Origin of the sequence: Rhodococcus sp. (in: high G+C Gram-positive bacteria) (genome assembly GCF_049299235.1) — a bacterium.
GTDB lineage: Bacteria > Actinomycetota > Actinomycetes > Mycobacteriales > Mycobacteriaceae > Rhodococcus.
In genome coordinates, this window is sequence record NZ_JBAQXC010000308.1 from 1 (window position 1) to 23,652 (window position 23,652).

A 23,652-nucleotide genomic window follows, 5' to 3' on the forward strand; every position below is an offset into this window, starting at 1 on the left:
GGCCGGTCGCAGCGGGCACAGCGGGCGATCGCGGGCGCCCAGCCCGCATACGTCATGGCCCGCAGTAGATAGGCATCGAGGAGCAGGTCGGGCGGACGGACCCGGTCGCACAGGGCACGCAACGCGCCGACGGTCAGCGCGTGCAGACGAGGTACCGGGGCGCGTTCCTCACCGGCGAGCCGCTCGGCGGTTTCGAGGATCGCGCAGGCCGTCGTGTAGCGGGCGTAGTCGTCGACGATGTCGGCCGCGAACGCGTCGATCGTCTGGACCTGGGTGACGATGTCGAGTGACCGGCCGGGATGCAGTTGCACATCGATGTACGCGAACGGCTCGAGCCGGGCACCGAACTTCGATCGGGTGCGGCGCACCCCCTTCGCCACGGCCCGAACCAGCCCGTGGCGCCGGGTCAGCAGGGTGATGATGCGGTCGGCCTCGCCGAGTTTGTGCTGACGCAGCACCACCGCGTTGTCCCGGTACAACCTCACATCCACGAGTCTGGCACGCGCGCCCGACACGCGCGGGGTCGTGTGCCTTTGTGGCTGCCCCAACGGCCCAAGAGGCACACCGGCGGGCTTGCCCGCATCCACGGGAACGCGTTACTGTTCGTTCGAACGAACAGGGAGCGTCGATGACCACACCCAGGGAAGACACACGCGCGGCCGGACTCGCAGCCGAAGCCGCCGCGCTTGCCGCAGGCACCACCACATCGATCCGGTTGACCGAGGCCGCGCTCGAGCGCATCGAGTCCACGCAGGGCACCCTCAACGCATTCCGGGTCGTCCGGCGCGACGCCGCGCTCGCCGAGGCCGCCGACGCCGACCGCAGGCTCGTCACCGGAGTGCGCCTCCCCCTCCTCGGGGTGCCGGTCGCGATCAAGGACGACACCGACATCGCCGGGGAACCCACCGCCTTCGGCTGCGCCGGCGACTTCCCCGACCAGGAATACGACTCCGAGGTCGTGCGACGCCTGCGCGCGGCCGGTGCCGTCATCGTCGGCAAGACCCACTCACCGGAGCTCGGGCAGTGGCCGCTCACCGGGGGCAGCGCGTTCGGGGACACCCGGAACCCCTGGTCACGTCAGCACACTCCGGGCGGCTCGTCGGGCGGTAGTTCCGCAGCGGTCGCGGCCGGTCTCGTCTCTGCAGCACTGGGTTCCGACGGCGCCGGATCCGTGCGCATCCCCGCCGCCTGGACCAACCTGGTCGGCATCAAACCGCAGCGCGGTCGCATCTCGATGTGGCCCGACCCCGAAGCGTTCAACGGCCTCACCACCCACGGGGTGCTGGCCCGCACCGTCGCCGACGCAGCACTGCTGCTCGACGCCGTATCGGGCAACCACTCCGGTGACCGGCACCATCCGACCCCGGTCACCGTTGCCGACGCCGTCGGCCGCGACCCCGGCCGCCTGCGCATCGCACTCGCGTTGCGCCCTCCCTACACCGCCACCCCCACCCGGCTCACCCCCGAGGTCCGCGGCGGAATCGACTCGATCGTCGCGACGCTGCGCGAACTGGGGCACGACGTCACCGTCGCCGACCCCAACTACCGCATCACCTTCGGCTTGAACTTCCTGCCACGCTCGATGTCGGGCATCGACGACTGGCTGCACCGACTGCCCGATCCGTCGCTCGCCGACGTTCGTACTCGCGCCAACGCCCGCACGGGACGACTCCTCGGCGGTGCGCCCCTACGCGCGGCCCGCGCCTTCGAACCCCGCCTACGCCGCCGGGTCGGGGCGATCTTCGACCGATTCGATGTGGTTCTCGCCCCCACCACCGCGACGCCGCCACTGCCGGTGGACGCGATCGACGACATCGGTGGCTGGAAGACCGACAAGGTCATCACCGCCGCCTGCCCGTATGCCTGGCCGTGGAATGTGCTCGGCTGGCCCGGCATCAACGTCCCCGCCGGATTCACCGACGCGGGCCTACCGATCGGCGCTCAACTCCTCGGCCACGAAAATGCCGAACCGCTGCTGGTTTCCCTTGCCGCACAGCTCGAGTCGACGTTGCGCTGGGACGAGACGATTCCGGAACGCTGGTGGTGACGGTGTCGACATCCGTCCGGGACCGCATCATTGCCTCGACGCTGCATCTGATCGGGACCGACGGCATCGCCGGAATCACCAACCGGCGCATCGCCGCACACGCGAATGTCTCGCTCGGCTCGATCACCTACCATTTCCCGAGCCAGTCCGACCTGCTGCGTTCGGCGTTGACCACCTTCGTCACCGAGGAGACCACTCGGCTGCGTGAGATCGCCGAATCGCATCGCGGACAGGGCGTTACGCTCGCCGAGGCGGCCGGGTTCGCCGAACGCGTCGCCGAGGACCTGTCGTTCTCCGCCGAACGAATCGCACCATTCGAACTGTATGTCCAGGCCGGCCGCGACCCCGAATTGCGTACGGCGGCAGACCGCTGCTGGGCGGCCTACGACGAACTGACGGTCGCGATCCTCACCGAACTCGGGCTACCGAATCCCGAGTCGGTCGCACCGACACTTGTCGCGACGATCGCCGGGTTGCAGCTACGACGGCTGTCCACCGGCGGCGGCAGCGAGTTGTCGACGTCGGTGCTGATGCTGCTGCAGGGCGCGGTACTCGCCGGCCCGGCCCACCCGCGAGCGTGAGCGGCCCGTCACCCTATGGCCGCGCCGGACGTCGTTTCGGAATCTCAGCCGGCGAGGATCAGGGCCTTCTGCTGCTCGAACTCTGCCTCGGTGAGGACGCCCTTTTCCCGCAACGCGGCGAGTCGTTCGAGAGCGGAAAGCAGCGCCTCGGTGTCGAGCGCCGCCGGACCCCCCTGCGGCACAGGCGCTGCGGCAACAACAGGCGCGGGGGCGACAACAGGCGCGGCCTGGGACTGGGCGGCCCAACGATCACGCTGGCGGCGCTGAACCCGGCCGTGAACGGAACTGGCGACAGCGGCATTGGCGGCAGTGCGGAACAAGCTCATCGGAGAAACCCTTCGGATCAGTTGGTCGGTTCGGTGATGCGAAGCGCATCGTCGAGATCGGAAAGGTCGATGTGTCCCTCGGCGACGACGGTGGCACCGGCACTCTCCCATGCCCGTTCCACCGCCAGCATCGGAAGGTGCTCGTAGACGAGGACCGCGGCGATGCTGCCGGGGGCCAGTCCGTCGGTGACATTGCGCAGATCCTCGTCGTCGAGCAGTCCCGAGCCCGCGCCCTCGAACGCGGCCAACTGCTCTCCGACCGCCGTCGGCGCAACGGTGGTCGCGATTCCGTCTACGCGCGTGACGAATTCCAGATCGAGGATGCGGATGACACCGGCGTCCACGAGTGCAAGCAGTTCGGTGAAGCCCTCGACCGGGATCTGTCCCGGGAGGAACTCGACGGTGACGTGGTCTACCGGACCGAGCCGGTCCTCATGGGTGGAGTCGATGGTCACGTGATGTCCTTGTCTGAGTTCGGTCGAGGTACTGGGTAGGAAAGGTCAGTCCGCCGGCATGATTCCGGCCAGGGCGTCGTGCACCCGAACAGTCATGGTCGTGTCCCAACCCTCGGGGTCGAGAATATCGACCCACAACTCGGCCGCTTCCGGCCCGAAGGCGTGCCCGAACCCGGACGGCACATCCGCCGAAAAGATCATGTCCAACGTCACCTGCCAGAACGTGACGAGCGGGAACCACGTCATACCGGGGTCGACATCCGGGCCGAGCGGCTCACGCAACCAATCGGGTTCGTGCACAAGTAGATCGAACGACCACCAGGTGATCGGATCACTCGCGTGCTGCCAGAACACCACACGTGGAAATTCCCACGGACCCGGAAGATCCACATCGTCGGGGCGGGACGCGAAGCGCACGTGCCGGCCTTCGTCGACCACCGGTAGCCGCTCCGGCGATCCGGGATCGCGGCCGGCTGTGATCTGCCCCCACGGCTGCGCAAAATTCGGGGTGCCCACCAGCAGTGCGCCGTCGGTGCGCGCGACAATGTCCGCACCCGACGCGAACGCGGCCTGTCCACCGTACGAGCCGAGGCTTTCACCGAACACCACCAACTTCGGGCGCTGACTTTCGGGACGCGACGACCACGCCCGATGAACCGCCTCGAACAGTGCCTGCCCGGCCAGTTGCGGGGTCTCGCGGTCGGCGATGAACGACAGCGCGCTGGGCAGGAACGAGTACTGCATCGCGGCGATCGCCGTGTCCCCGCCGCCCACATACTCGAACGCGCCCGCTACGTTACCGTTCACCCAGCCACGCCCGGTGGTGGTGACCACTGCCAGGGTTTGGCGATCGAACGCATTCGTCCGCTCGAGTTCGGCGACGACCCGCTCGGCAATCCCCTCGACCGTGTCCGCGGACTCACGTCCGGCGTACACCCGAATCGGAGTGAGCGCCGGTGTGCCGGTGACGGATTCGATCTGCGCGGCAGTAGGGCCGCCCGCAACGAAACTTCGACCTTCACGACCGAGGGTGTCCCACGCCTCGTCCGAATCCGGCGATCCCGACCGCTCCGGTAACGATGGCCGGTCGACACCGTCCGCGGTACTCCGGTCTGCGGTTTCCGCGGAACGCTCGGCCACACCGAGAAGGCCGCGGTAGACGGCTCCGTCGAGCACGAGTACCGACAGAGTCACGGCGAGCACCACCGCGGAGACCCGTGCGATCGGTGCGGGCACGAATCGGCCGGCATACCGCGCCGACCGGTCGGTGCCTGCGCGCAACCCGCGACCGGTCGCGACCAACACGAGCGCGACGACCAGCGCGATCACCAAGACGAACAGGTAGAACGACCGCGGCGCCCGCGGGACACCGACCAGGTCACGAATGATTTGCTGCCACCACGATCCCAGAACGAGGAATGTCGGCACCACGATCACCGCGGCACCAGCCAAGGCCCACCACCCGATCCGACGGGTCCGCGTCGTCCATCGGGGGTCGATGCCGCAGCGCCGCACCACCCACGCGACCAGGCATCCGATTCCGTAGCCGGTGGCGATACCGATCCCGGTCGCAACGCCCTGCAGGTACCACACCCGTGGCAGCAGCGACGGACTCATCGACCACACGAAGAACACCAGTGCGACAGCGAGTCCCATCGGATGGAAACTGCGGCCGTACCCGGACAGCCGAGCCCGCACTGTGCTCGGCGGTGCGGGCTCGAGCGCTGCGGTCCCGGTCAGCTCAGTGCCTTCGCCTTGATCCGATCGAACTCGTCGCCGGTGATCGTTCCGGCATCGAGCAGTGCCTGCGCCTCGGTGATCTCCGCTGCCGGCGTGCGGCCGGCGACCTTACGGATGTAGTCGTCCGCGGCGTGCTGCGCGGCGTCGTGGGCGGCGGTGGAACGCTCGGCCATGCCGCGACCGCGGATCAGCAGGTAGGCGAACGCGGTCAGGTACGGCAGAACGATCAACAGAATGATCCAGACGACCTTCACGACTGCCGAGGTGGAGCGGTCTCGGAACAAGTCCGTCAGCACCTGGAACAGAATGAGCAAGTAGGCGACGAACGCGAAGACAACCAACGTGTACAGAAACAGATCCCACAACGAATCGAGCACCGCGACAAGCCTTTCCCCTGCGAGAAGTTCACGACAACCCGCACCGACAGAACTCCCCCGAGCCGCGCCGTTCGGGCGCCTGTTGATCTTTGTGGCGGCAGCGGCACCTGTCAAATCGGCGCGGTGCAGTCACGTGGAGGTCCGGGCCGGAAACCGACTCCCGAATCAGAAGCCGAGGCGGCCGAGCTGCTTCGGGTCGCGCTGCCAATCCTTGGCGACCTTCACGTGCAGATCGAGATAGATCTTCACGCCGAGGAGCTTTTCGATCTGGGTGCGCGCCGCGGTACCGACTTCACGCAATCGCGCACCACCCTTGCCGATGACGATGCCCTTCTGACTGGGCCGCTCCACATACAGCAACGCGTGCACGTCGAGCAGCTCGCCCTGTTTCTCGGTGCGACCCTCCCGCTCGACGATCTCCTCGATCACCACGGCCAGCGAATGCGGCAGTTCGTCGCCGAGACCCTCGAGCGCTGCTTCACGGATCAGCTCGGCCATGAGGGTTTCTTCGGGCTCATCGGTGAGTTCGCCGTCCGGGTAGAACGCCGGGCCGGGTTCCATGTGCGAGGCGAGCACGTCGACGAGCACCTCGATCTGCTCACCGGAGGTCGCGGAGACGGGTACCACGTCGGTGTCCGCGCCGAGCAGTTTCGAGACGGCGAGGAGCTGCGCGGCGACCTGCTCCTTGCCGACCTTGTCGATCTTCGTGACGATGCCGACCAGTGGGGTCTTCGGAGCGACGGTGCGCACCTGGTCGAGAATCCACCGGTCACCCGGGCCGACCTTCTCGTCCGCCGGGATGCACAGGCAGATCGCGTCGACCTCGGCGTAAGTATCGCGCACCAGGTCGTTGAGCCGCTGCCCGAGCAGCGTGCGGGGCCGGTGCAGTCCTGGGGTGTCGACAAGGATCAACTGGGCGTGGTCGCGGTGCACGATGCCGCGGATGGTGTGCCTGGTGGTCTGCGGCCGCGACGAGGTGATCGCGATTTTGCTGCCGACCAGGGCGTTGGTGAGCGTGGACTTGCCGGTGTTCGGTCGCCCCACGAAACACACGAAGCCGGAACGGAAGTCGGTGCCGGTCATGCCATGCTCCTCGGGGTGGGTCATCGTTCGGGGTCTTCGACGGGTTTCGGATCGGGCCCGTCGCCGGCCTGGGCGCGCTGGACATGCACGGTGTTGATCCGCACTCGGCCACGCACGTTCGCGCCGCCCTCGCCACGCAGGATCAATCCTGCGGTGGTGACCTCCGAACCCGGCAACGGCACACGGCCGAGTTCGAATCCGAGGAGACCACCGACCGTGTCGACCTCGTCGTCGTCGATCTCGACGTGGAACAGTTCACCGAGGTCCTCGACGGGCAGTCGCGCGGAGACACGATAGGCGCCGTCCCCGAGATCCTCGACGTCCGGGATCTCACCGGCGTCGTACTCGTCGGCGATCTCTCCGACGATCTCCTCGATAACGTCTTCGATGGTGACCAGTCCGGCGATACCGCCGTATTCGTCGACCAGCACCGCCATGTGGTTGCGGTCGCGCTGCATCTCCGCGAGCAGATCGTCGAGTCGCTTGGAATCCGGGACGAAGACCGCCGGCCGCATCACATCGGCGACTTTGACGCTGTGGCCTCCGTCGCGCGAGTAGTACGTCTGCTGGACGAGGTCCTTGAGATAGACGACGCCGCGGACATCGTCGACGTTCTCGCCGATGACCGGTATGCGGGAGTGCCCGCTGCGCACCGCGAGAGATGTTGCCTGCCCCGCGGTCTTGTCGATCTCGATCCACACCATCTCCGGGCGCGGAACCATCACGGCACGGGCGGTGGTTTCGCCGAGATCGAACACCGACTGGATCATGCGGCGTTCGTCGTCTGCGACGACGCCACGCTCCTGCGCGAGGTCGACAAGTTCACGCAGTTCGATTTCGTTGGCGAACGGTCCGTTGCGGAAACCACGACCGGGTGTGAGCGCATTGCCGATGAGGATGAGCACTCTGCTGAGCGGGCCGAGCACGACGCCGAGGAAGCGCAACGGGATCGTCGCGGACAACGCGATCGAGTAGGCGTGCTGGCGGCCCAGGGTGCGTGGCCCGACGCCGATGACGACATAGTCGACCAACACCATCACGGTGGCGCTGACGACCAGCGCCCACGTCCGGTCCAGGACCTCGAGCAGTGCCCCGGCGAGCACCACCGTCGCGGTGATCTCGCACAGGATCCGCAGCAGGACCATGAGATTGACGTATCTGGGTCGGTCTTCGAGGATCAACCGCAGCCGCTGCGCGCCGGTCCGCTCGTCCTTGGCCAGGTCGTCGACGCGAGCGGCGGAGACGGTGTTCAGTGCGGAATCGACGGCCGCGAACAACCCGCCGAGCGGCACCAGGACAATCGCGATCACCACGAGTGCGACGGCGCTCATGCGCGTACTCCCACGACTGCCCCGCTACTGATCGGGATCGTCGGAGAGACCGACCTTGCCGAGAAGTCGTTGGTCGCGGGCGGCGAGCTGGGCGTGATGCTCGGCACGGCGCAGTTCCTCGTACCACTCCTCGAGGAGCTGATTCTGCAGACCGAACATCTCCTTCTCTTCCTCGGGCTCGGCATGGTCGTATCCGAGGAGATGCAGCATCCCGTGCACCGTGAGCAGGGCCAGTTCGTGATCGAGTGGGTGCCCGGCCTTGGTCGCCTGGTCCGCGGCGAACGACGGACACAGCACGATATCGCCGAGCATCGACGGACCCGGATCGGGCGCGTCCGGGCGACCTCCCGGTTCGAGTTCGTCCATCGGGAACGACATCACGTCGGTGGGGCCCGGCAAGTCCATCCACCGCATGTGCAGATCGGCCATCGCGTCGGAGTCGACGAGCACCATCGACAGTTCGGCTGCCGGGTGCACGTCCATCCGCGCGATCACGAAGCGGGCGACGTCGAGCAGATTCTCCTCGACCACGTCCATCCCGGATTCGTTCGAGATCTCGATGCTCATCGGTGTCGTTCCTTCTGCGCTGCGGACTGGGTTCGAATGCACGGACGGCTCACCGGCGCTGCACCCGATGCCCGGTGCCGCGCCGCTGCGCCCGGTTGCCGATGCCGACATCGGACGAACGTTCGGCCTCGTAGCGGCCGTAGGCGTCGACGATGTCGGATACGAGTTTGTGCCGCACCACGTCGCTGCTGTCGAGCAGCGCGAAGTGGATTCCGTCGATGTCGTCGAGGATCTCGGTGGCGGCGCGCAGGCCCGAGCGGGCGTCGCCGGGCAGGTCGACCTGGGTGACGTCGCCGGTGACGACGATCTTCGAGCCGAAACCGAGACGCGTGAGAAACATCTTCATCTGCTCGGCGGTGGTGTTCTGCGCCTCGTCGAGGATGATGAACGCGTCGTTGAGCGTCCGGCCGCGCATGTATGCGAGTGGCGCGACCTCGATGACCCCGGCCTGCATGAGTTTCGGGATCGACTCCGGATCCATCATGTCGTGCAGCGCATCGTGCAGCGGGCGCAGGTAGGGGTCGATCTTTTCGTGCAGCGTTCCCGGTAGAAACCCGAGCCGTTCGCCTGCCTCGACGGCCGGCCGGGTCAGAATGATGCGGGTGACCTGTTTGGTTTGCAGGGCCTGCACGGCTTTTGCCATCGCGAGGTAGGTCTTGCCGGTGCCGGCGGGGCCGATGCCGAAGACGATGGTGTTGGCGTCGATCGCATCGACGTATCGCTTCTGGTTGAGCGTCTTCGGACGGATCGTCTTGCCCCGTCGTGACAAAATGTCCAGGCTCAGCACGTCCGCCGGGGAATCGGACAGGCCCTGGGTGAGCATGCCCGAGGTGCGGCGCACCGTGTCGGGTGTCACACGCTGGCCTCGTCCGACGAGGGTGACGAGTTCACCGATGACCCGTTCGGCGAGTGCGACGTCCGCGGAGGTTCCGGTCAGGGTGACGGAATTGCCGCGCACATGAATGTCCGCGTCGAGCACGCGTTCGAGGGCGACAAGGTTCTCGTCGGCCGCCCCGAGCAGCGGGGCTGCCGCATCCGGCGGCAGGTCCAGGTTGGATCGGACGGTGGTCCGTTCGGCATTTCCGGGGTCGCGGGTGTCGTCTGATTCACTCACGTGGACGGTACTGCCTGCTTTCGGTTCGGCTCGCACACGACGGGCGTCGCGTGGATGTCAGTCTAGCGCCGGACGCGACGGACATTCACCGCATTACTCTCTCGCTCGACCCCTCGACGTGCTCACACAGCCAGCGACGGGCGTGTTCGACGACGTCCGTGGCACGTGCGGGGGTGACCCCGGCGAGCACCAACGCGCCGAGGGCGATGCTCTCGCCGGAATCGCGGACGAGTCCGAGGTTGGCCTGTTCGAGCGTCGCCATCGTCAGGCCCTCCATCATTCCGACGAGGACCGGCGACGGCAGGTAGTCGGCGAAGACGCCCTGCGCGCGGCCGCGTTCGACCACATCGAGGACGCGGGTACGTGCGGGTGCGATGAGTCCGGCGATGTAGTGCTCGCCCAGTTCGTTGCGCGCGAAGGACAGCAGGATCCGGTACCGGTCGCCGACCGGCCAGGTACGCAGCGCACCGACCGCAAGTGCGAGATCCGGACTGTCGGGTTCGACAAGGTCGATGGCGGCGGCCAGGTCCGCGGCGGCGTCCGCGGCGATGCCGTCCACCAGGGCGTCCCGATTCGGGAAGTGCGCGTAGACGGTGCGCCGGACGACGCCGGCGGCGCGCGCGACATCGTCCATGCTCGCGTCGGGGTCCGCCGCGAAGCACCCCATCGCCGCGTCGAGGATGCGTCGCCGGTTGGTATTCGTCCGGGTTCGTGCCGCCGGAACGCGAGGACCTGCAACTGGTCCCATAGCCGGTTCGTGCACGTTGCACACACCTTTCTCACCGAGAACTGCAACCACCCTCAAGTCTAGTTGCACATCAATGTGCAAAAGTTTAAGTTGCACACCAGTGTGCAAACAGTGCCCGGCCCACCCGGCACCGAACAGCCCAGGAGTAGCGCTATGACGACCGTCACCGGCCACGCGGAGCCTGCACCCGCACTGCCCTATCCGCGCCGCTGGGCCGGACTGGCGGTCCTGTGCCTGAGCTTGCTGATCGTCGTGATGGCAAACACCGCGCTGATCGTCGCGGCGCCGAGCATGCTCCGCGAACTCGCACTCACCAGCGCCGACCTGCAATGGATCATCGACGGCTACACCGTCCCCTACGCGGCGCTGATGCTGCTGTGCGGTGCACTCGGCGACCGCTACGGTCGCCGAGCCGCACTCCTGACCGGCCTGGTCGTCTTCGCGGCCGGCGCGATCGTGGGCAGCCTCGCCGACACCGCAACAGAGGTCATCGTCGCCCGGATCGTCATGGGCATCGGCGCCGCCGTGATCATGCCCGCGACCCTGTCCCTGCTGGTGGCGATGTTCCCGGCCGCCGAACGAGCACGCGCGATCGCCGCGTGGGCCGCGACCTCCGGTCTCGCCATCGCCCTCGGTCCGCTGCTGGCGGGGTGGCTTCTCGAAGGCCACTCGTGGGGCTCGACCTTCCTGATCAACGTGCCCATCGCCGCAGTCGCCGCGGTCGCGTCGCTCGCCCTGGTTCCGGCGTCGAAAGCCGACGGGCGCACGCGCGTCGACTGGATCGGTGGCGCCCTGTCCGTGGTCACCGTCGGCGGCATCGTCTACGCGATCATCAACGGATTCCATTTCGGCTGGGGCTCAGCACCTCTCGGTGCTCTCTGCGCCTCGATCGTCGGCGCGGTCGCGTTCGCCGGGTGGGAACTACGGCACCCACAACCACTGCTGAACCTGCGGCGAGTCGCCGACCGCGCGATCGGCGGGGCATGCGTCGCGGTGCTGCTGCTGTTCTTCGCGGCCTTCGGGCTCATCTACTTCGTCGCCCAGCAATTCCAGTTCGTTCTCGGGTACGGACCACTCGAGACGGGCCTGCGACTACTCCCGCTCGCAGCCTCGGTCACCGTCGGCGCCGCCGTCAGTGGTCGCTGCGGACCCCGGTTCGGTGCGCGAATCCTGGTGTCGACCGGCATGGCCGTGGCGGCTGCCGGAGTCCTGCTGCTCGTCCTGCTCGAACCGGGCACCGGGTACACGATCTTCCTCGCGTCGTTGCTGCTCGTCGGCCTCGGCATCGGCCTCGCGACCCCGCCCGCGACGGACCTGATCATGGGCGGATTCCCCGACACCGAGCTGGGAGCGGCAGGCGGACTGAACGACACCGCCGTCGAATTCGGCGGGTCCCTCGGTATCGCGCTGCTCGGCTCGGTGCTCGCCACGTCGTACCGCGACGAGATCACCGGCTTCCTGTCCGGCCTGCCGCTGAACAATCTCACCGGCGACCTCGCCGACCAGGCCGCGCTCGCGCTCGCGGCCGCGGGCGACTCGGTCGGCGGCGCAACGATCGTCGCGGAGGAACTCGCCGCGAATCCGTTCGCGAAGTCCTACGCCCAACCGCTACTGGATTCGTCGGGTGCTGCGTTCGCCCACGCCGTCGTCGACGCCGCACTGGTCGGCGGTGTCGCACTGGCGGTCGGCACCGTCGCGGTCGCGCTGATCCTGCCCGCACGGACCGGCTGATCGCACCGGAAGCCGCGATCAACCGTGCCGAACTGCGGTCACGGCAGCGGCGTTCCGACCGCCGGATCCGGGACCAGCAGATCCAGCGACAGCTTCCAGCACGCCGTGTTCTTGTTCAGGAACGCGAAGTGATCCTCGCCGTCGACAATATGAAGGGCCACGTCGTCCCCGGTTTCCCGAGCGATCTCCGCGTACCGCGCGGCAACCTTCGCGGGCACCTGCTTGTCGTCCGACCCGTGGATCAGGACGATCGGTCGGCCGATGGGCAGCCGATGACGCGGCGACGCCGACCGGTACACCTGCGGATCCTGCTCGTACGACGCCCCGAACAGTGCTTCGAGATAGTCCACCCGCCTGCCGCGTTCCCCCGCCGACGCCAGGTCCAGCGCGGCGGCCTGACCGATCACGAGCGAGGGCCGCACCACGGTGTCCTCACCGGCCAGCCAGACCGCGAGTTGCCCGCCCGCCGAATGCCCGACGACCCGCACCTGCGCCGGATCCAGCTCGACACCGGCGGAGCGGGCGTGAGCGGCGACGAGTGTCCCGATCGCATCCAGCGCGGACGTGACATCGGCGGATATTTCCGGCCAACACCCCCCTGCACCGAGACGGCGGTATTCGATGTTCCATGCGGCGACGCCGCGACGGGCCAGTTCCGTGGCGAGCGGGGTACCGAGATTGAGGTGATGGTCGCCGTTCCAATACCCACCATGAATGACCATCACCACCGGAACACGGCGTTCGCCCACGCCATCCGGAAGGTAGAGATGACCGAACTGTTCGGGCTCCGGTCCGTAGGAGATGCGAGTGCGGGACATGCCCGAGACGCTAGTCGAGCGGACGTGCCCCCCAGCGACTGGACAGCACCCCGACCGCGCCGAGTGCCACCGCGGCAGCGGTCGATGTGCGTAGCACCGTCGGCCCGAGCAGCACCGGTGTGGCCCCGGCCTCGGTCAATGCCGCGACCTCACCGTCGTCCAGACCGCCTTCGGGACCGACGACCAGCACGACCTCGGGGGCATCGGCGAACGGCAGCGACCCGAACGGTACGGTCGCCGACTCGTGCAGCACGGCAACGATCCCGCCACGCGCGACCGTCTCACGCACCAGCGCGACGACCCCCGCCATGCGGGACACCGACGCGACGGCGGGAATACGCGAGCGGCGCGACTGCTTCGCGGCCGCGACCGCGACGGCCTGCCAGCGCGCCACGCCCTTGTCTGCCTTCGCGTCGTCCCAGCGTGCGACGCATCGCGCGGCCTGCCACGGCACGAACGCGTCCGCACCGGCCTCGGTGGCCAGTTCGATCGCCAGTTCCGACCGCTCCGACTTCGGCAACGCCTGCACGACGGTCACCTGCGGCGACACCGCCGCCGACTCGCGCCGATCCAGCACGGTCGCTTCGAGCCGATCCTTCGCGACCGCACTCACCTCGACGTCCGCGACACCACCGCGACCATCGGACAACACGAGGCGTTCCCCGACGGTGATGCGCCGAACGGTCGCGGCGTGCCTGCCCTCCTTGCCGTCGAGCACCGCGACCTCACCGATGCCGGGCAACGGATCCAGGTAGAACAGTGTCGCGGCCATCGACGCTGCCTAGCGGGTGCTGAACGCGTCGCGCAGGCGGGAGAACAGGCCCCCGGAATGCTGCGAACTGTTGGACACGACCTCGGCCCGGTCGCGCTCGTTGTGGCGGCGCAATTCCTCGAGCAACTTGACCTGCTTGTTGTCGAGTTTCGACGGCACGACCACCTCGAGATGGGCATGCAGGTCGCCTCGGATACCCGAGCGCAATTTCGGCATTCCGTGTCCGCGCAGCATCGCCACCGAGCCGGGCTGGGTGCCGGCGTCGACGGTGATCTCGGTGGGTCCGTCGAGGATCGTGTCGAGGACGACGGTGGTGCCGAGCGCAGCGTCGATCATCGGTACCCGGATCGTGCAGTGCAGGTCGTCGCCGTCGCGGACGAACACGTCGTGCTGCTGCTCGACGACCTCGACGTACAGGTCGCCGGCCGGGCCCCCGCCCGGCCCGACCTCGCCCTGCGCGGCCAACCGGATGCGCATCCCGTTGCCGACACCGGCGGGCACCTTGACGGTGATCTCGCGGCGCGACCGCACCCGGCCGTCGCCCCCGCACTTGCGGCACGGGTCGGGGATGGTCTCGCCGGCGCCACGGCAGGTCGGGCACGGACGTGACGTCATCACCTGACCGAGGAACGATCGCTGCACGGACTGGACCTCACCGGCACCACCACAGGTCTCGCACCGGATCGGCTTCGAATCGCCGTTGGTGCCCGAGCCCGCGCAGCCGTCGCACAGGATCGCGGTGTCGACGGTGATGGTCTTGGTGACGCCTGTCGCACATTCGTCGAGCGTCAACCGTGTCCGCAGCAGCGAATCGGCACCGGGCTGCACACGACCGCGGGGGCCGCGCCCGCCCCCGCCTCCCGCGCCGCCGAAGAACGCTTCGAAGACGTCGCCGAGGCCCCCGAAACCGGCACCGCCGAAGCCAGCCGCACCGGCACCGGACTCGAGCGGGTCGCCGCCCAGATCGACGATGCGACGCTTCTCCGGGTCCGACAGCACCTCGTAGGCGGCGGAAATTTCCTGGAAACGCTTCTGCGCCGACTCATCCGGGTTCACATCCGGGTGATGCTCACGCGCCAGCTTGCGGTACGCACGCTTGATGTCCTGGTCGGTCGCGTTCTTGGACACGCCGAGCGTCCCGTAATAGTCCCGTGCCACGTTAGGTTCTCGTCCTTTACTTCTCTACACAGATATGGACGGTGCTCAGCGTTCGCCGAGCACCTCGCCGATGTATCTCGCAACGGCTGCAACCGACGCGATGGTTCCCGGATAGTCCATCCGAGTGGGGCCGAGCACCCCGAGCCCGCCGAATACGGTACCGGCGGTGCCGTAGCCGGTGGACACCACCGACGTCCCGCGCATCTCCGCGGCCTGCGTTTCCTCACCGATCCGGACGGTGACACGACCCGCGTCCTGGCTGGACGTGAGCAACTTGAGCACCACGACCTGCTCCTCGAGCGCCTCCAAGACGGTACGCAACGAACCCGGCACACCGGCGTGCCCGTCGAAATCCGCGGCATTGCGAGTCAGGTTCGCAGTGCCGCCGAGGACCAGTCGTTCCTCTGGATGCTCGACCAGCGTCTCCACCAGCACCGTCGCGCAGCGGATCACTGCGTCGCGCAGGTCATCGGGGGCTTCCTCGGCAAGTTCGGACACAGCGATCGACGCCGCGGCCAGCCGCTTTCCTGCCAGCGCCGTCCCGAACAGGTCGCGCAGGCGAGCGAGATCGTCGTCGTCGACGATGTCGCCGAGTTCGACGATGCGCTGGTCGACGCGGCCCGAGTCGGTAATCAGCACCAGCAGCAGGCGGGCCGGGGTGAGCGCGACCACCTCGAGGTGGCGCACGGACGACGCCGACAGCGTCGGGTACTGCACGATCGCGACCTGCCGGGTGAGCTGGGCGAGCAAACGCACCCCGCGGCGCAGCACGTCGTCGAGGTCGACGCCGGATTCGAGGAACTGCAGGATCGCGCGGCGCTCGGCCCCGGAGAGCGGTTTGACGTCGGCGATCCGGTCGACGAACTGCCGGTAGCCCTTGTCGGTGGGCACCCGCCCGGAACTGGTGTGCGGCTGCGTGATGTAGCCCTCGGCCTCGAGTACGGCCATGTCGTTGCGGACGGTTGCGCTGGACACACCCAGGTTGTGGCGATCGACGAGGGTTTTCGATCCGATCGGTTCCTTGGTGGACACGTAGTCCGCGACGATCGCGCGCAACACCTGGAATCGCCGTTCGTCAGTGCTCGACATCCACGCCCACCTCCGCTTCTACCTCCGCGCTGCGCAGTTCCACTGCCCACACTCGACCCGCACGCGGCGCCGCGCGCTGTGTGCCTCGCCGATCCAGTCTAGTCGTCGCCGCACCGCGGCCCGAGGTCGCGGCGGGACCGTGTGCCCCACGTACTGTGAGTTCATGATTTTCAAGGGTGTCCGGGATGGCAAACCGTATCCCGATCACGGCCTGTCTTTGCGGGACTGGTCTCGGATCCCGCCGAGGCAGGTTCGGCTCGACGACATCGTCACCACCACGAAGGTTCTCGAACTCGACCGGTTGCTGTCGGAGGATTCGACGTTCTACGGCGATCTGTTCCCCCATGCCGTGCAGTGGCACGGGGTCCTGTACCTCGAGGACGGGTTGCATCGCGCGGTGCGTTCGGCGCTGCGCAACCGTGTCGTCCTGCACGCACGGGTGTTCGACTACGACGCGCTGACACCCGACTGACCGTGTTCCCGAGCGAGAGGTACATTCGGTCGATCTATTGAAGCGAGCGATACATTCGCTCGATCCGGGGCGGAGCCCCGCAGTCGGACACTCCCGGTCGGAGCCCCGATGTCAGACGAGAATCGAACGCACCACGGCGTCGGCGAGGAGCCTGCCGCGCTGGGTGAGGACGAGCCGATCACCGGTCAGGTCGGCGAGACCGTCCGCGACGACCGTCCGCGCGGCGTCCCGCTCCGACGGCCCGAGTGCCGCCCACGGCAGACCGGTGCGCAGCCGCGCGGTGAGCATCACCTGCTCGGTGTGGGTGTCCTCGGCGGTGAGGTGCTCACTGCCGCCGACGGGCAGTCTGCCCTCGCCGAGGGTGTCGGCGTATCGCGCGGGGTGCTTGACGTTCCACCAGCGGACGCCGCCGACGTGACTGTGCGCGCCGGGGCCGGCACCCCACCAGTCGCCACCGTCCCAGTATCCGAGGTTGTGCGCGCACCGTGCGGACGGGTCGTCGGCACGCGCCCAGTTGGACACCTCGTACCAGGTCAGTCCGGCCGCTTCGAGGCGCGAGTCGATCTGTTCGTAGCGGGCGGCGAGCACGTCGTCGTCGGGTGCGGGTAGCTCGCCGCGCCGCACCCGCCGTGCAAGGGCCGTGCCGTCCTCGACGATCAGCGCGTACGCGGAGACATGGTCGACGCCTGCGTCGAGTACGGCGTCGAGGGACCGGGCGAGGTCCTCGTCGCGTTCGCCGGGGGTTCCGTAGATGAGGTCGAGGTTGACGTGGCCGAATCCGGCGGCGCGGGCCTCGCGGGCCGCGGCGACCGGCCGTCCGGGGGTGTGTGTGCGGTCGAGCACGGCGAGCACGTGCGATGCCGCGGACTGCATGCCCAGCGACAGTCGGGTGTAGCCGGCGTCGCGGATCCGGGCGAAGAATTCTGGTCCGGTCGATTCTGGGTTGGATTCGGTGGTCACCTCCGCACCTGTGGCGAGCCCGAAACTCGACCGGACCGCGTCGAGCACATCGGCGAGGCCGTCGGCGCCGAGCAGCGACGGGGTGCCGCCGCCCACGAACACGGTGGTCGCAGCGGGTGCGCCGAGCATGCCGGCGGCGATGTCGAGTTCCCGGCGGAGCCCCTCGAGCCAGGACTGCGGTGAGGCCGACGATCCCAACTCCCCAGCGGTGTAGGTGTTGAAGTCGCAGTAGCCGCAGCGGGTCGCGCAGAACGGCACGTGCACGTACACACCGAACGGCCGGCTGCCGACGCCGGCACGCGCAGCGGCCGACAGTTCGAATCCGGCTCCGGTGCCCGTTCTCGTCTCACTCACACCATCCAGTGTTCCAGAGCCGGGTCGGGACTCGACCGGCCGTGGTGCGATGACCTCGGCATTTCCCGCGATTTTGGTGGAAATACCGTCCAGGATTCGGCTTCGCCCCCGTGACGTGGCACAATGGTCGACATGACCGGACCCGGAGTGCGACTCGTGGCTCGCCGCCACGTCGACTTCAAGCGCGTCTGCGCGTCCTGCTGTCAGCCTTGCGCCGGCTGTTCCTGCGCCGACTGTCGCTAGTCGGCAGCACCCCCGGCAATCCCAGTAGAGCCAGCCCAGTAGATCCAGCCGGGTCGAGGCGTATCTGCGCGAGGTACAGCCCATCTCGACGTTCCCGATCCGGTCCGTAGCAATCTCCAGGAGTCCTGAATGTCGTCGACCACCGACGTCTCTCCCCCCGCCGACGCGGCTGCGCCTGCCAAGCCGGTACGACGCAAGCCCACGAATCGCCGTTCCGAAGGCCAGTGGGCACTCGGGTACCGGGAGCCGCTCAACGCCAACGAGCAGGTGAAGAAGGACGACAACCCGCTCAACGTCCGCCGCCGGATCATCGACTCCTATCAGCATGTCGGCTTCGACGGCATCGACAAGGCCGATCTGCGCGGCCGGTTCCGCTGGATGGGTCTGTACACGCAGCGCGCCGAAGGCTACGACGGCACGTGGACCGGCGACGACAACGCCGACATCCTCGAAGCTCCGTACTTCATGATGCGTGTCCGCACCGACGGTGGCGCTCTGAACACCGCGCAGGTGCGCGCGATCGCGAGCATCTCGACGGACTTCGCGCGCGACACCGCCGACATCACCGACCGGCAGAACATCCAGTTCCACTGGATCGAGATCGAGAACGTGCCCGAGATCTGGCGCCGGCTCGAGGAAGTCGGCCTCGAGACCACCGAAGCTTGCGGCGACTGCCCGCGCGGCATGCTCGGTTCCCCACTGGCAGGCCTGTCCCCGAACGAGGTGATCGACGCGAGCCCCGCTCTCGCCGAGATCAAGCGCCGCTACATCGGCAACCCGGAGTACTCGAATCTGCCGCGCAAGTTCAAGACGGCTATTTCCGGTCAGCCGGACGTGGTGCACGAGATCAACGATGTGTCGTTCGTCGGCGTGAACCACCCCGAGCACGGCCCGGGCTTCGACCTGTGGGTCGGCGGTGGCCTGTCGACCAACCCGATGCTCGCGCAGCGGACCGGAGCGTGGATTCCGCTCGAGGACGTCCCCGACGTGTGGGAGGGCGTCGTCGCGATTTTCCGTGACTACGGCTACCGTCGACTACGGTCGAAGGCGCGTCTGAAGTTCCTCATCAAGGACTGGGGCATCGAGAAGTTCCGGGAAGTTCTCGAGACCGAGTACCTGAAGCGGCCGCTGATCGACGGACCGGCGCCCGAGCAGCCGCTCCACCCGATCGACCATGTCGGACTCACCAAGCAGACCAACGGGCTCAACGCGCTCGGATTCTCCGCGGTGTCCGGTCGTGTGTCGGGCACGATCCTCTACGCGATCGCCGACGCGATGGACGAAGCGGGCACCGACGCACTGCGGCTGACTCCGTACCAGAAGCTCATCGTCGTCGACGTCCCCGACGACAAGGTCGCGGGCGTGGACAGCGCTCTCGAGGCCGTCGGCCTGAGTTCGCGCCCGTCGCGGTGGCGTCGGAACCTCATCGCGTGCACCGGTCTCGAATACTGCAAGCTGTCGTTCACCGAGACCCGCAGTCGCTCGCAGAATCTGGTGCCCGAACTCGAGGCCCGGCTCGCGGAACTGAACTCCGAACTCGATGTGCCGATCACCATCAACTTCAACGGCTGCCCGAACTCGTGCGCCCGGATCCAGGTCGCGGACATCGGCTTCAAGGGCATGCTCGTCGACGACGGCGACGGCAAGCAGATCGAGGGCTTCCAGGTGCATCTGGGGGGCAGCCTCGGCTTCGATATCGGATTCGGCCGGAAGCTGCGCCAGCACCGCATCCTCGCGCACGAGGCGACCGACTACATCGAACGAATTGTGCGGAACTTCATCAAGAACCGGAACAGCGGCGAGCGCTTCGCCGAATGGACGGTTCGCGCAGACGAGGCGGACCTGCGATGACCATCACTCAGACCCCCGAAACCGCCGAGGACCTTCGTGCGCTCGCCGCGCAGGGGGCGGCAAGCCTCGAGGGCGCCTCGGCACTGGAATTGTTGCAATGGACCGAGGACACCTTCGGGTCCGCGGTGAGCGGCGACCGCAGCGGCTACATCGTCGCATCGAACATGCAGGACGGGGCGCTCGTGCATCTCGCCACGCAGGTTCGTCCGGGTGTGGATGTGTTGTTCCTCGACACCGGCTACCACTTCGCCGAGACCCTCGGCACCCGGGATGCGGTCACGCAGGTGTACGGCGGCACTCTCGTCGAGGCGAAGGCCGCCGATTCCGTGGCCGAGCAGGACGCACTGCTCGGCAAGGACCTGTTCTCGCGTGATCCCAACGAGTGCTGCCGGTTACGGAAAGTTGTGCCGCTGACCGAGTCGCTGAAGGGGTACCGCGCGTGGGTCACCGGCATCCGCCGCGTCGAGTCGCCGACTCGGGCCAACGCGCCGCTCGTCTCGTTCGACGAGGCGTTCGGATTGGTGAAGATCAACCCGATCGCCGCGTGGTCCGACGAGGAGATGCAGGACTACATCGACGAACACGGGATTCTCGTCAATCCCCTCGTCGACGAGGGTTATCCGTCCATCGGGTGCGCTCCGTGCACCGTCAAACCACTTCCCGGAGCCGATCCGCGCAGCGGACGGTGGGCCGGCCGAGCCAAGACCGAATGCGGGTTGCACTCCTCATGACACTCACCGAAACAAGCCCGACAGGCTCTCGAAACAAGTTGGACGGCAACACGTTCGACACTCTCGACGCCCTCGAATCGGAAGCCATCCACGTCTTCCGCGAGGTCGCCGGCGAGTTCGAACGTCCGGTCATCCTGTTCTCCGGCGGCAAGGACTCCACGGTTCTGCTCCACCTGGCACTCAAGGCCTTCTGGCCCGCGCCGTTGCCGTTCGCGCTCCTGCACGTCGATACCGGACACAATCTGCCCGAGGTGCTGGCGTTCCGCGACCATGTCGTCGAGAAGTACGGGCTGCGCCTGCATGTCGCGAAGGTCGAGGACTACCTCGCCGACGGTCGCCTCACCGAACGGCCGGACGGCATCCGCAACCCGTTGCAGACCGTTCCACTGCTCGACGCCATCACCGAGAACCGTTTCGACGCAGTGTTCGGCGGCGGCCGCCGCGACGAGGAACGCGCCCGGGCGAAGGAGCGGATCTTCTCGCTGCGCAACGCATTCGGCCAGTGGGATCCCAAGCGTCAGCGTCCCGAACTGTGGAACCTGTACAACGGCAAGCACGCCCCCGGCGAGCATGTCCGGGTGTTCCCGCTCAGCAACTTCACCGAACTCGACATCTGGCGGTACATCGCCCGCGACGACATCGAACTCGCGAGCATCTACTACGCGCATCAGCGTCCGGTGTATCAGCGCGACGGCATGTGGATGACCCCGGGTGTGTGGGGCGGCCCCGCCGACGGCGAGGAACTCACGACCCGTTCGGTGCGGTACCGCACCGTCGGCGACGGTTCCACGACCGGCGCGATCCTGTCCGAAGCATCCACCAACGAGGACATCCTCGACGAGGTCGCCGCGTCGCGGCTGACCGAACGCGGCGCCACCCGCGGCGACGACCGAGTTTCCGAAGCGGCCATGGAAGACCGCAAGCGAGAGGGCTACTTCTGATCATGAGTGACCTGCTGCGCCTCGCAACTGCGGGCAGCGTCGACGACGGCAAGTCCACCCTGGTGGGTCGCCTGCTGTACGACACCAAATCCGTTCTGGTCGACCAGATCGACGCCGTGACCCGCGCATCGGTCGACAAGGGTCTCGATGCTCCCGACCTGTCCCTGCTCGTCGACGGCCTGCGGGCCGAACGCGAACAGGGCATCACCATCGACGTCGCCTACCGGTACTTCGCGACCCCGAAGCGCAGCTTCGTGCTCGCCGATACCCCCGGCCACGTCCAATACACCCGCAACACCGTCTCCGGTGCATCCACCGCGCAACTCGTGGTGCTGCTCGTCGATGCCCGCAAGGGTGTCATCTCGCAGACCCGCAAGCACGCCGCGGTGCTCGCGCTGCTCGGCGTGCCGAAGCTGGTGCTCGCCGTCAACAAGATCGACCTTGTCGAGGACCCGGCCGCGGTGTTCGCGCGGATCTCCGCCGAGTTCGGCGAGTTGACGTCGTCGCTGGGCTGGGCCGCCGAGGATGTGCAGGAAATTCCGGTTTCCGCGCTGAACGGCGACAACGTCGCGACCCGCTCGGAGAACACCCCGTACTACGACGGCCCGACCCTCATCGAGCATCTCGAGTCCGTCCCGGTCGATGCCGATGTGCACGGTCGCCACGAGTCCGGTCTGCGTCTCGCGGTGCAGTACGTGATCCGCCCCCGCACGGCGGAGTTCCCGGACTACCGCGGCTATGCGGGCCAGATCGCGTCCGGTTCGGTGCGACCCGGCGACGAGGTCGTGGTCCTGCCCTCCGGTATCCGCACCACGGTCGAGCGCATCGACACCGCGGACGGCGAACTCGACGTCGCACATGCCGGTCGGTCGGTCACGCTGATCCTCGCCGACGACGTCGACGTCTCCCGCGGTGACATCATCGCCGCACCCGACGGTGCACCCGAGCCGATCGGCGAGTTCGAAGCGACCGTGTGCTGGCTCGCCGAGAAGCCGCTGCGCCCCGGTGCGCGACTGCTGCTCAAGCACGGCACCCGCACGACGCAGGCTATCGTCGGCACTCTGGAGGAGCGCTTCGACGAGCAGAACCTGACGTCGGTACCCACCCCGGAATCGGTGGAACTCAACGAGATCGCCCGGATCTCGGTCCGGGTCGCCGAGCCGATCGCCGCCGACGACTACACCGTGAACCGTCGCACCGGCAGCTTCCTGCTCATCGATCCGGCGGGCGGAAACACGCTCGCTGCCGGTCTGGTCGGCAACGGCCTGGCGCAGATCGAACTCGGTGAGCACGTCCCGGCATGATCCCGGTGATCGCCGTCGCGCACGGCAGTCGTGATCCGCGCTCCGCGCGGGCCATGTCTGCCGCGCTCGCGGCGCTGCGGGCGCGGCGCCCCGAATGGGACGTGCGTCTGGCGTTCCTCGACCTCAACGCGCCCTCGGTGGGGCAGACGCTCGACGCGGTGGCAGCCGACGGGCACCGGTCCGTGATCGTGGTTCCACTGTTGCTGGGCAGCGCATTCCATGCTCGGGTGGATCTTCCCGCGCTTCTCGCCGATGCCAGGAACAGGCATCCGCACCTGGAACCGATCTGTGCCGACGTTCTCGGTGCCGACCGGGCACTGGTCGCGGCAGCACGCGATGCCGTGACCGGAACCGGGGTCGCCCGCATCGACCCGTCCGTCGGAATCGCATTGTGCGCGGTGGGTTCCCGGCGGCCCGGTGCCGATGCGGCGACCGCCGCCGTGGCACCACTACTGCTCGACGGCACGTCGTGGACGCACGCGCGAGCGTGTTTCGCGACGTCCGCCCCGGACGTGGTCGGTGCGCTCACCGAACTTCGCGAGGCCGGTGCCCGCCGCCTCGTCGTTGCGCCGTGGCTGCTCGCCCCCGGACTGCTGTGGGACCGTGTCGTCGCAGCCGCACGATCCGCATTCCCCGACGTCCGGTTCGGTGCGCCCCTCGCCGAGAGCGACGCGGTCGGCCGCGTCGTCGAACAGCGCTGTCTCGACGCGCTCACGGCCGCCCCCTCCCGGATACTCCTCAGCGCCTGACACACGGCAGCGCCTGACCCACCGGGTGGGAGCTTCCGTTCTATTCTGGTTCACCTGCAACCGCTACAACGGATGCCGACATACTCGTTGCGCCGGACGACCAGGAGAAC

24 protein-coding genes are annotated in these 23,652 nt (G+C 67.8%); 9 read left to right on the forward strand and 15 right to left on the reverse strand.

What is annotated here, in order from left to right; all coding sequences use genetic code 11:
- On the reverse strand, positions 1–485 hold a 485-nt coding region (gene recO / locus WAX14_RS18640), incomplete at its 3' end, for a DNA repair protein RecO (protein WP_422629534.1).
- Between the two features lie 143 nt (positions 486–628).
- On the opposite strand from recO, the gene WAX14_RS18645 reads away from it, so the two are divergent.
- Positions 629–2,047 carry an amidase gene (locus WAX14_RS18645; RefSeq protein ID WP_422629535.1) on the forward strand — a complete coding sequence of 473 codons (1,419 nt, stop codon included), beginning with the start codon at positions 629–631 and terminating at the stop codon, positions 2,045–2,047.
- Between the two features lie 2 nt (positions 2,048–2,049).
- Positions 2,050–2,628, forward strand: a complete 579-nt coding sequence (locus WAX14_RS18650) for a TetR/AcrR family transcriptional regulator (protein ID WP_422629536.1) — start codon at positions 2,050–2,052, stop codon at positions 2,626–2,628.
- A gap of 44 nt (positions 2,629–2,672) precedes the next feature.
- Here WAX14_RS18650 and WAX14_RS18655 read toward each other — a convergent pair whose 3' ends face one another.
- The 9 genes from WAX14_RS18655 to WAX14_RS18695 form a co-directional block, all read right to left on the reverse strand.
- Positions 2,673–2,954 (reverse strand): SHOCT domain-containing protein, encoded by a 282-nt coding sequence (locus WAX14_RS18655; RefSeq protein ID WP_422629537.1) that lies wholly within the window; start codon positions 2,952–2,954, stop codon positions 2,673–2,675.
- A gap of 17 nt (positions 2,955–2,971) precedes the next feature.
- Positions 2,972–3,409 (reverse strand): hypothetical protein, encoded by a 438-nt coding sequence (locus WAX14_RS18660; protein WP_422629538.1) that lies wholly within the window; start codon positions 3,407–3,409, stop codon positions 2,972–2,974.
- A 45-nt stretch (positions 3,410–3,454) separates the two neighbouring features.
- Positions 3,455–5,065 carry an alpha/beta hydrolase gene (locus WAX14_RS18665; protein WP_422629539.1) on the reverse strand — a complete coding sequence of 537 codons (1,611 nt, stop codon included), beginning with the start codon at positions 5,063–5,065 and terminating at the stop codon, positions 3,455–3,457.
- Between the two features lie 80 nt (positions 5,066–5,145).
- Positions 5,146–5,526 (reverse strand): PLDc N-terminal domain-containing protein, encoded by a 381-nt coding sequence (locus WAX14_RS18670; RefSeq protein ID WP_422629540.1) that lies wholly within the window; start codon positions 5,524–5,526, stop codon positions 5,146–5,148.
- A 165-nt stretch (positions 5,527–5,691) separates the two neighbouring features.
- The gene (gene era / locus WAX14_RS18675; RefSeq protein ID WP_422629541.1) at positions 5,692–6,609 is read right to left on the reverse strand and encodes a GTPase Era; all 918 of its coding nucleotides are present in this window, start codon (positions 6,607–6,609) and stop codon (positions 5,692–5,694) included.
- Between the two features lie 20 nt (positions 6,610–6,629).
- Positions 6,630–7,940, reverse strand: coding sequence for a hemolysin family protein (locus WAX14_RS18680; protein WP_422629542.1), 1,311 nt, complete (start codon positions 7,938–7,940; stop codon positions 6,630–6,632).
- 24 nt (positions 7,941–7,964) lie between these two features.
- Positions 7,965–8,507, reverse strand: a complete 543-nt coding sequence (ybeY, locus tag WAX14_RS18685; protein WP_422629543.1) for an rRNA maturation RNase YbeY — start codon at positions 8,505–8,507, stop codon at positions 7,965–7,967.
- Positions 8,508–8,556: 49 nt separating this feature from the next.
- On the reverse strand, positions 8,557–9,621 hold the full coding sequence (locus WAX14_RS18690) for a PhoH family protein (RefSeq protein WP_422629544.1): 1,065 nt from the start codon (positions 9,619–9,621) through the stop codon (positions 8,557–8,559).
- A gap of 85 nt (positions 9,622–9,706) precedes the next feature.
- Positions 9,707–10,369 carry a TetR/AcrR family transcriptional regulator gene (locus WAX14_RS18695; protein ID WP_422629545.1) on the reverse strand — a complete coding sequence of 221 codons (663 nt, stop codon included), beginning with the start codon at positions 10,367–10,369 and terminating at the stop codon, positions 9,707–9,709.
- Between the two features lie 153 nt (positions 10,370–10,522).
- On the opposite strand from WAX14_RS18695, the gene WAX14_RS18700 reads away from it, so the two are divergent.
- Complete coding sequence (locus WAX14_RS18700) at positions 10,523–12,100, forward strand: MFS transporter (RefSeq protein WP_422629546.1); 1,578 nt, start codon at positions 10,523–10,525, stop codon at positions 12,098–12,100.
- A gap of 38 nt (positions 12,101–12,138) precedes the next feature.
- Here WAX14_RS18700 and WAX14_RS18705 read toward each other — a convergent pair whose 3' ends face one another.
- Genes WAX14_RS18705 through hrcA form a run of 4 tightly spaced genes read right to left on the reverse strand, consistent with a single transcriptional unit; the run spans position 12,139 to position 15,937 of the window.
- Positions 12,139–12,918, reverse strand: coding sequence for an alpha/beta hydrolase family protein (locus tag WAX14_RS18705; protein WP_422629547.1), 780 nt, complete (start codon positions 12,916–12,918; stop codon positions 12,139–12,141).
- A 10-nt stretch (positions 12,919–12,928) separates the two neighbouring features.
- Complete coding sequence (locus WAX14_RS18710; RefSeq protein ID WP_422629548.1) at positions 12,929–13,690, reverse strand: 16S rRNA (uracil(1498)-N(3))-methyltransferase; 762 nt, start codon at positions 13,688–13,690, stop codon at positions 12,929–12,931.
- 9 nt (positions 13,691–13,699) lie between these two features.
- Entirely contained in the window at positions 13,700–14,848 is a 1,149-nt protein-coding gene (dnaJ, locus tag WAX14_RS18715; RefSeq protein WP_422629549.1) for a molecular chaperone DnaJ, read from the reverse strand.
- Between the two features lie 45 nt (positions 14,849–14,893).
- A complete protein-coding gene (gene hrcA / locus WAX14_RS18720) occupies positions 14,894–15,937 on the reverse strand; it encodes a heat-inducible transcriptional repressor HrcA (RefSeq protein ID WP_422629550.1) in 1,044 nt (347 codons plus the stop codon).
- Positions 15,938–16,100: 163 nt separating this feature from the next.
- On the opposite strand from hrcA, the gene WAX14_RS18725 reads away from it, so the two are divergent.
- Complete coding sequence (locus WAX14_RS18725; RefSeq protein WP_422629551.1) at positions 16,101–16,409, forward strand: type II toxin-antitoxin system VapB family antitoxin; 309 nt, start codon at positions 16,101–16,103, stop codon at positions 16,407–16,409.
- A 111-nt stretch (positions 16,410–16,520) separates the two neighbouring features.
- On the opposite strand, the gene hemW is transcribed toward WAX14_RS18725, so the two are convergent.
- Positions 16,521–17,723, reverse strand: coding sequence for a radical SAM family heme chaperone HemW (gene hemW / locus WAX14_RS18730; protein WP_422629552.1), 1,203 nt, complete (start codon positions 17,721–17,723; stop codon positions 16,521–16,523).
- A gap of 372 nt (positions 17,724–18,095) precedes the next feature.
- On the opposite strand from hemW, the gene WAX14_RS18735 reads away from it, so the two are divergent.
- Genes WAX14_RS18735 through WAX14_RS18755 form a run of 5 tightly spaced genes read left to right on the forward strand, consistent with a single transcriptional unit; the run spans position 18,096 to position 23,542 of the window.
- Positions 18,096–19,817, forward strand: coding sequence for a nitrite/sulfite reductase (locus tag WAX14_RS18735; protein ID WP_422629553.1), 1,722 nt, complete (start codon positions 18,096–18,098; stop codon positions 19,815–19,817).
- A complete protein-coding gene (locus tag WAX14_RS18740; RefSeq protein WP_422629554.1) occupies positions 19,814–20,548 on the forward strand; it encodes a phosphoadenylyl-sulfate reductase in 735 nt (244 codons plus the stop codon). The genes WAX14_RS18735 and WAX14_RS18740 overlap by 4 nt, the downstream gene beginning before the upstream one ends.
- Positions 20,545–21,489, forward strand: a complete 945-nt coding sequence (gene cysD, locus WAX14_RS18745; protein ID WP_422629555.1) for a sulfate adenylyltransferase subunit CysD — start codon at positions 20,545–20,547, stop codon at positions 21,487–21,489. The genes WAX14_RS18740 and cysD overlap by 4 nt, the downstream gene beginning before the upstream one ends.
- Positions 21,490–21,491: 2 nt before the next feature.
- A complete protein-coding gene (locus WAX14_RS18750) occupies positions 21,492–22,793 on the forward strand; it encodes a sulfate adenylyltransferase subunit 1 (RefSeq protein ID WP_422629556.1) in 1,302 nt (433 codons plus the stop codon).
- Positions 22,790–23,542, forward strand: coding sequence for a sirohydrochlorin chelatase (locus WAX14_RS18755; RefSeq protein WP_422629557.1), 753 nt, complete (start codon positions 22,790–22,792; stop codon positions 23,540–23,542). The genes WAX14_RS18750 and WAX14_RS18755 overlap by 4 nt, the downstream gene beginning before the upstream one ends.
- The last annotated feature ends 110 nt before the right edge of the window (positions 23,543–23,652 follow it).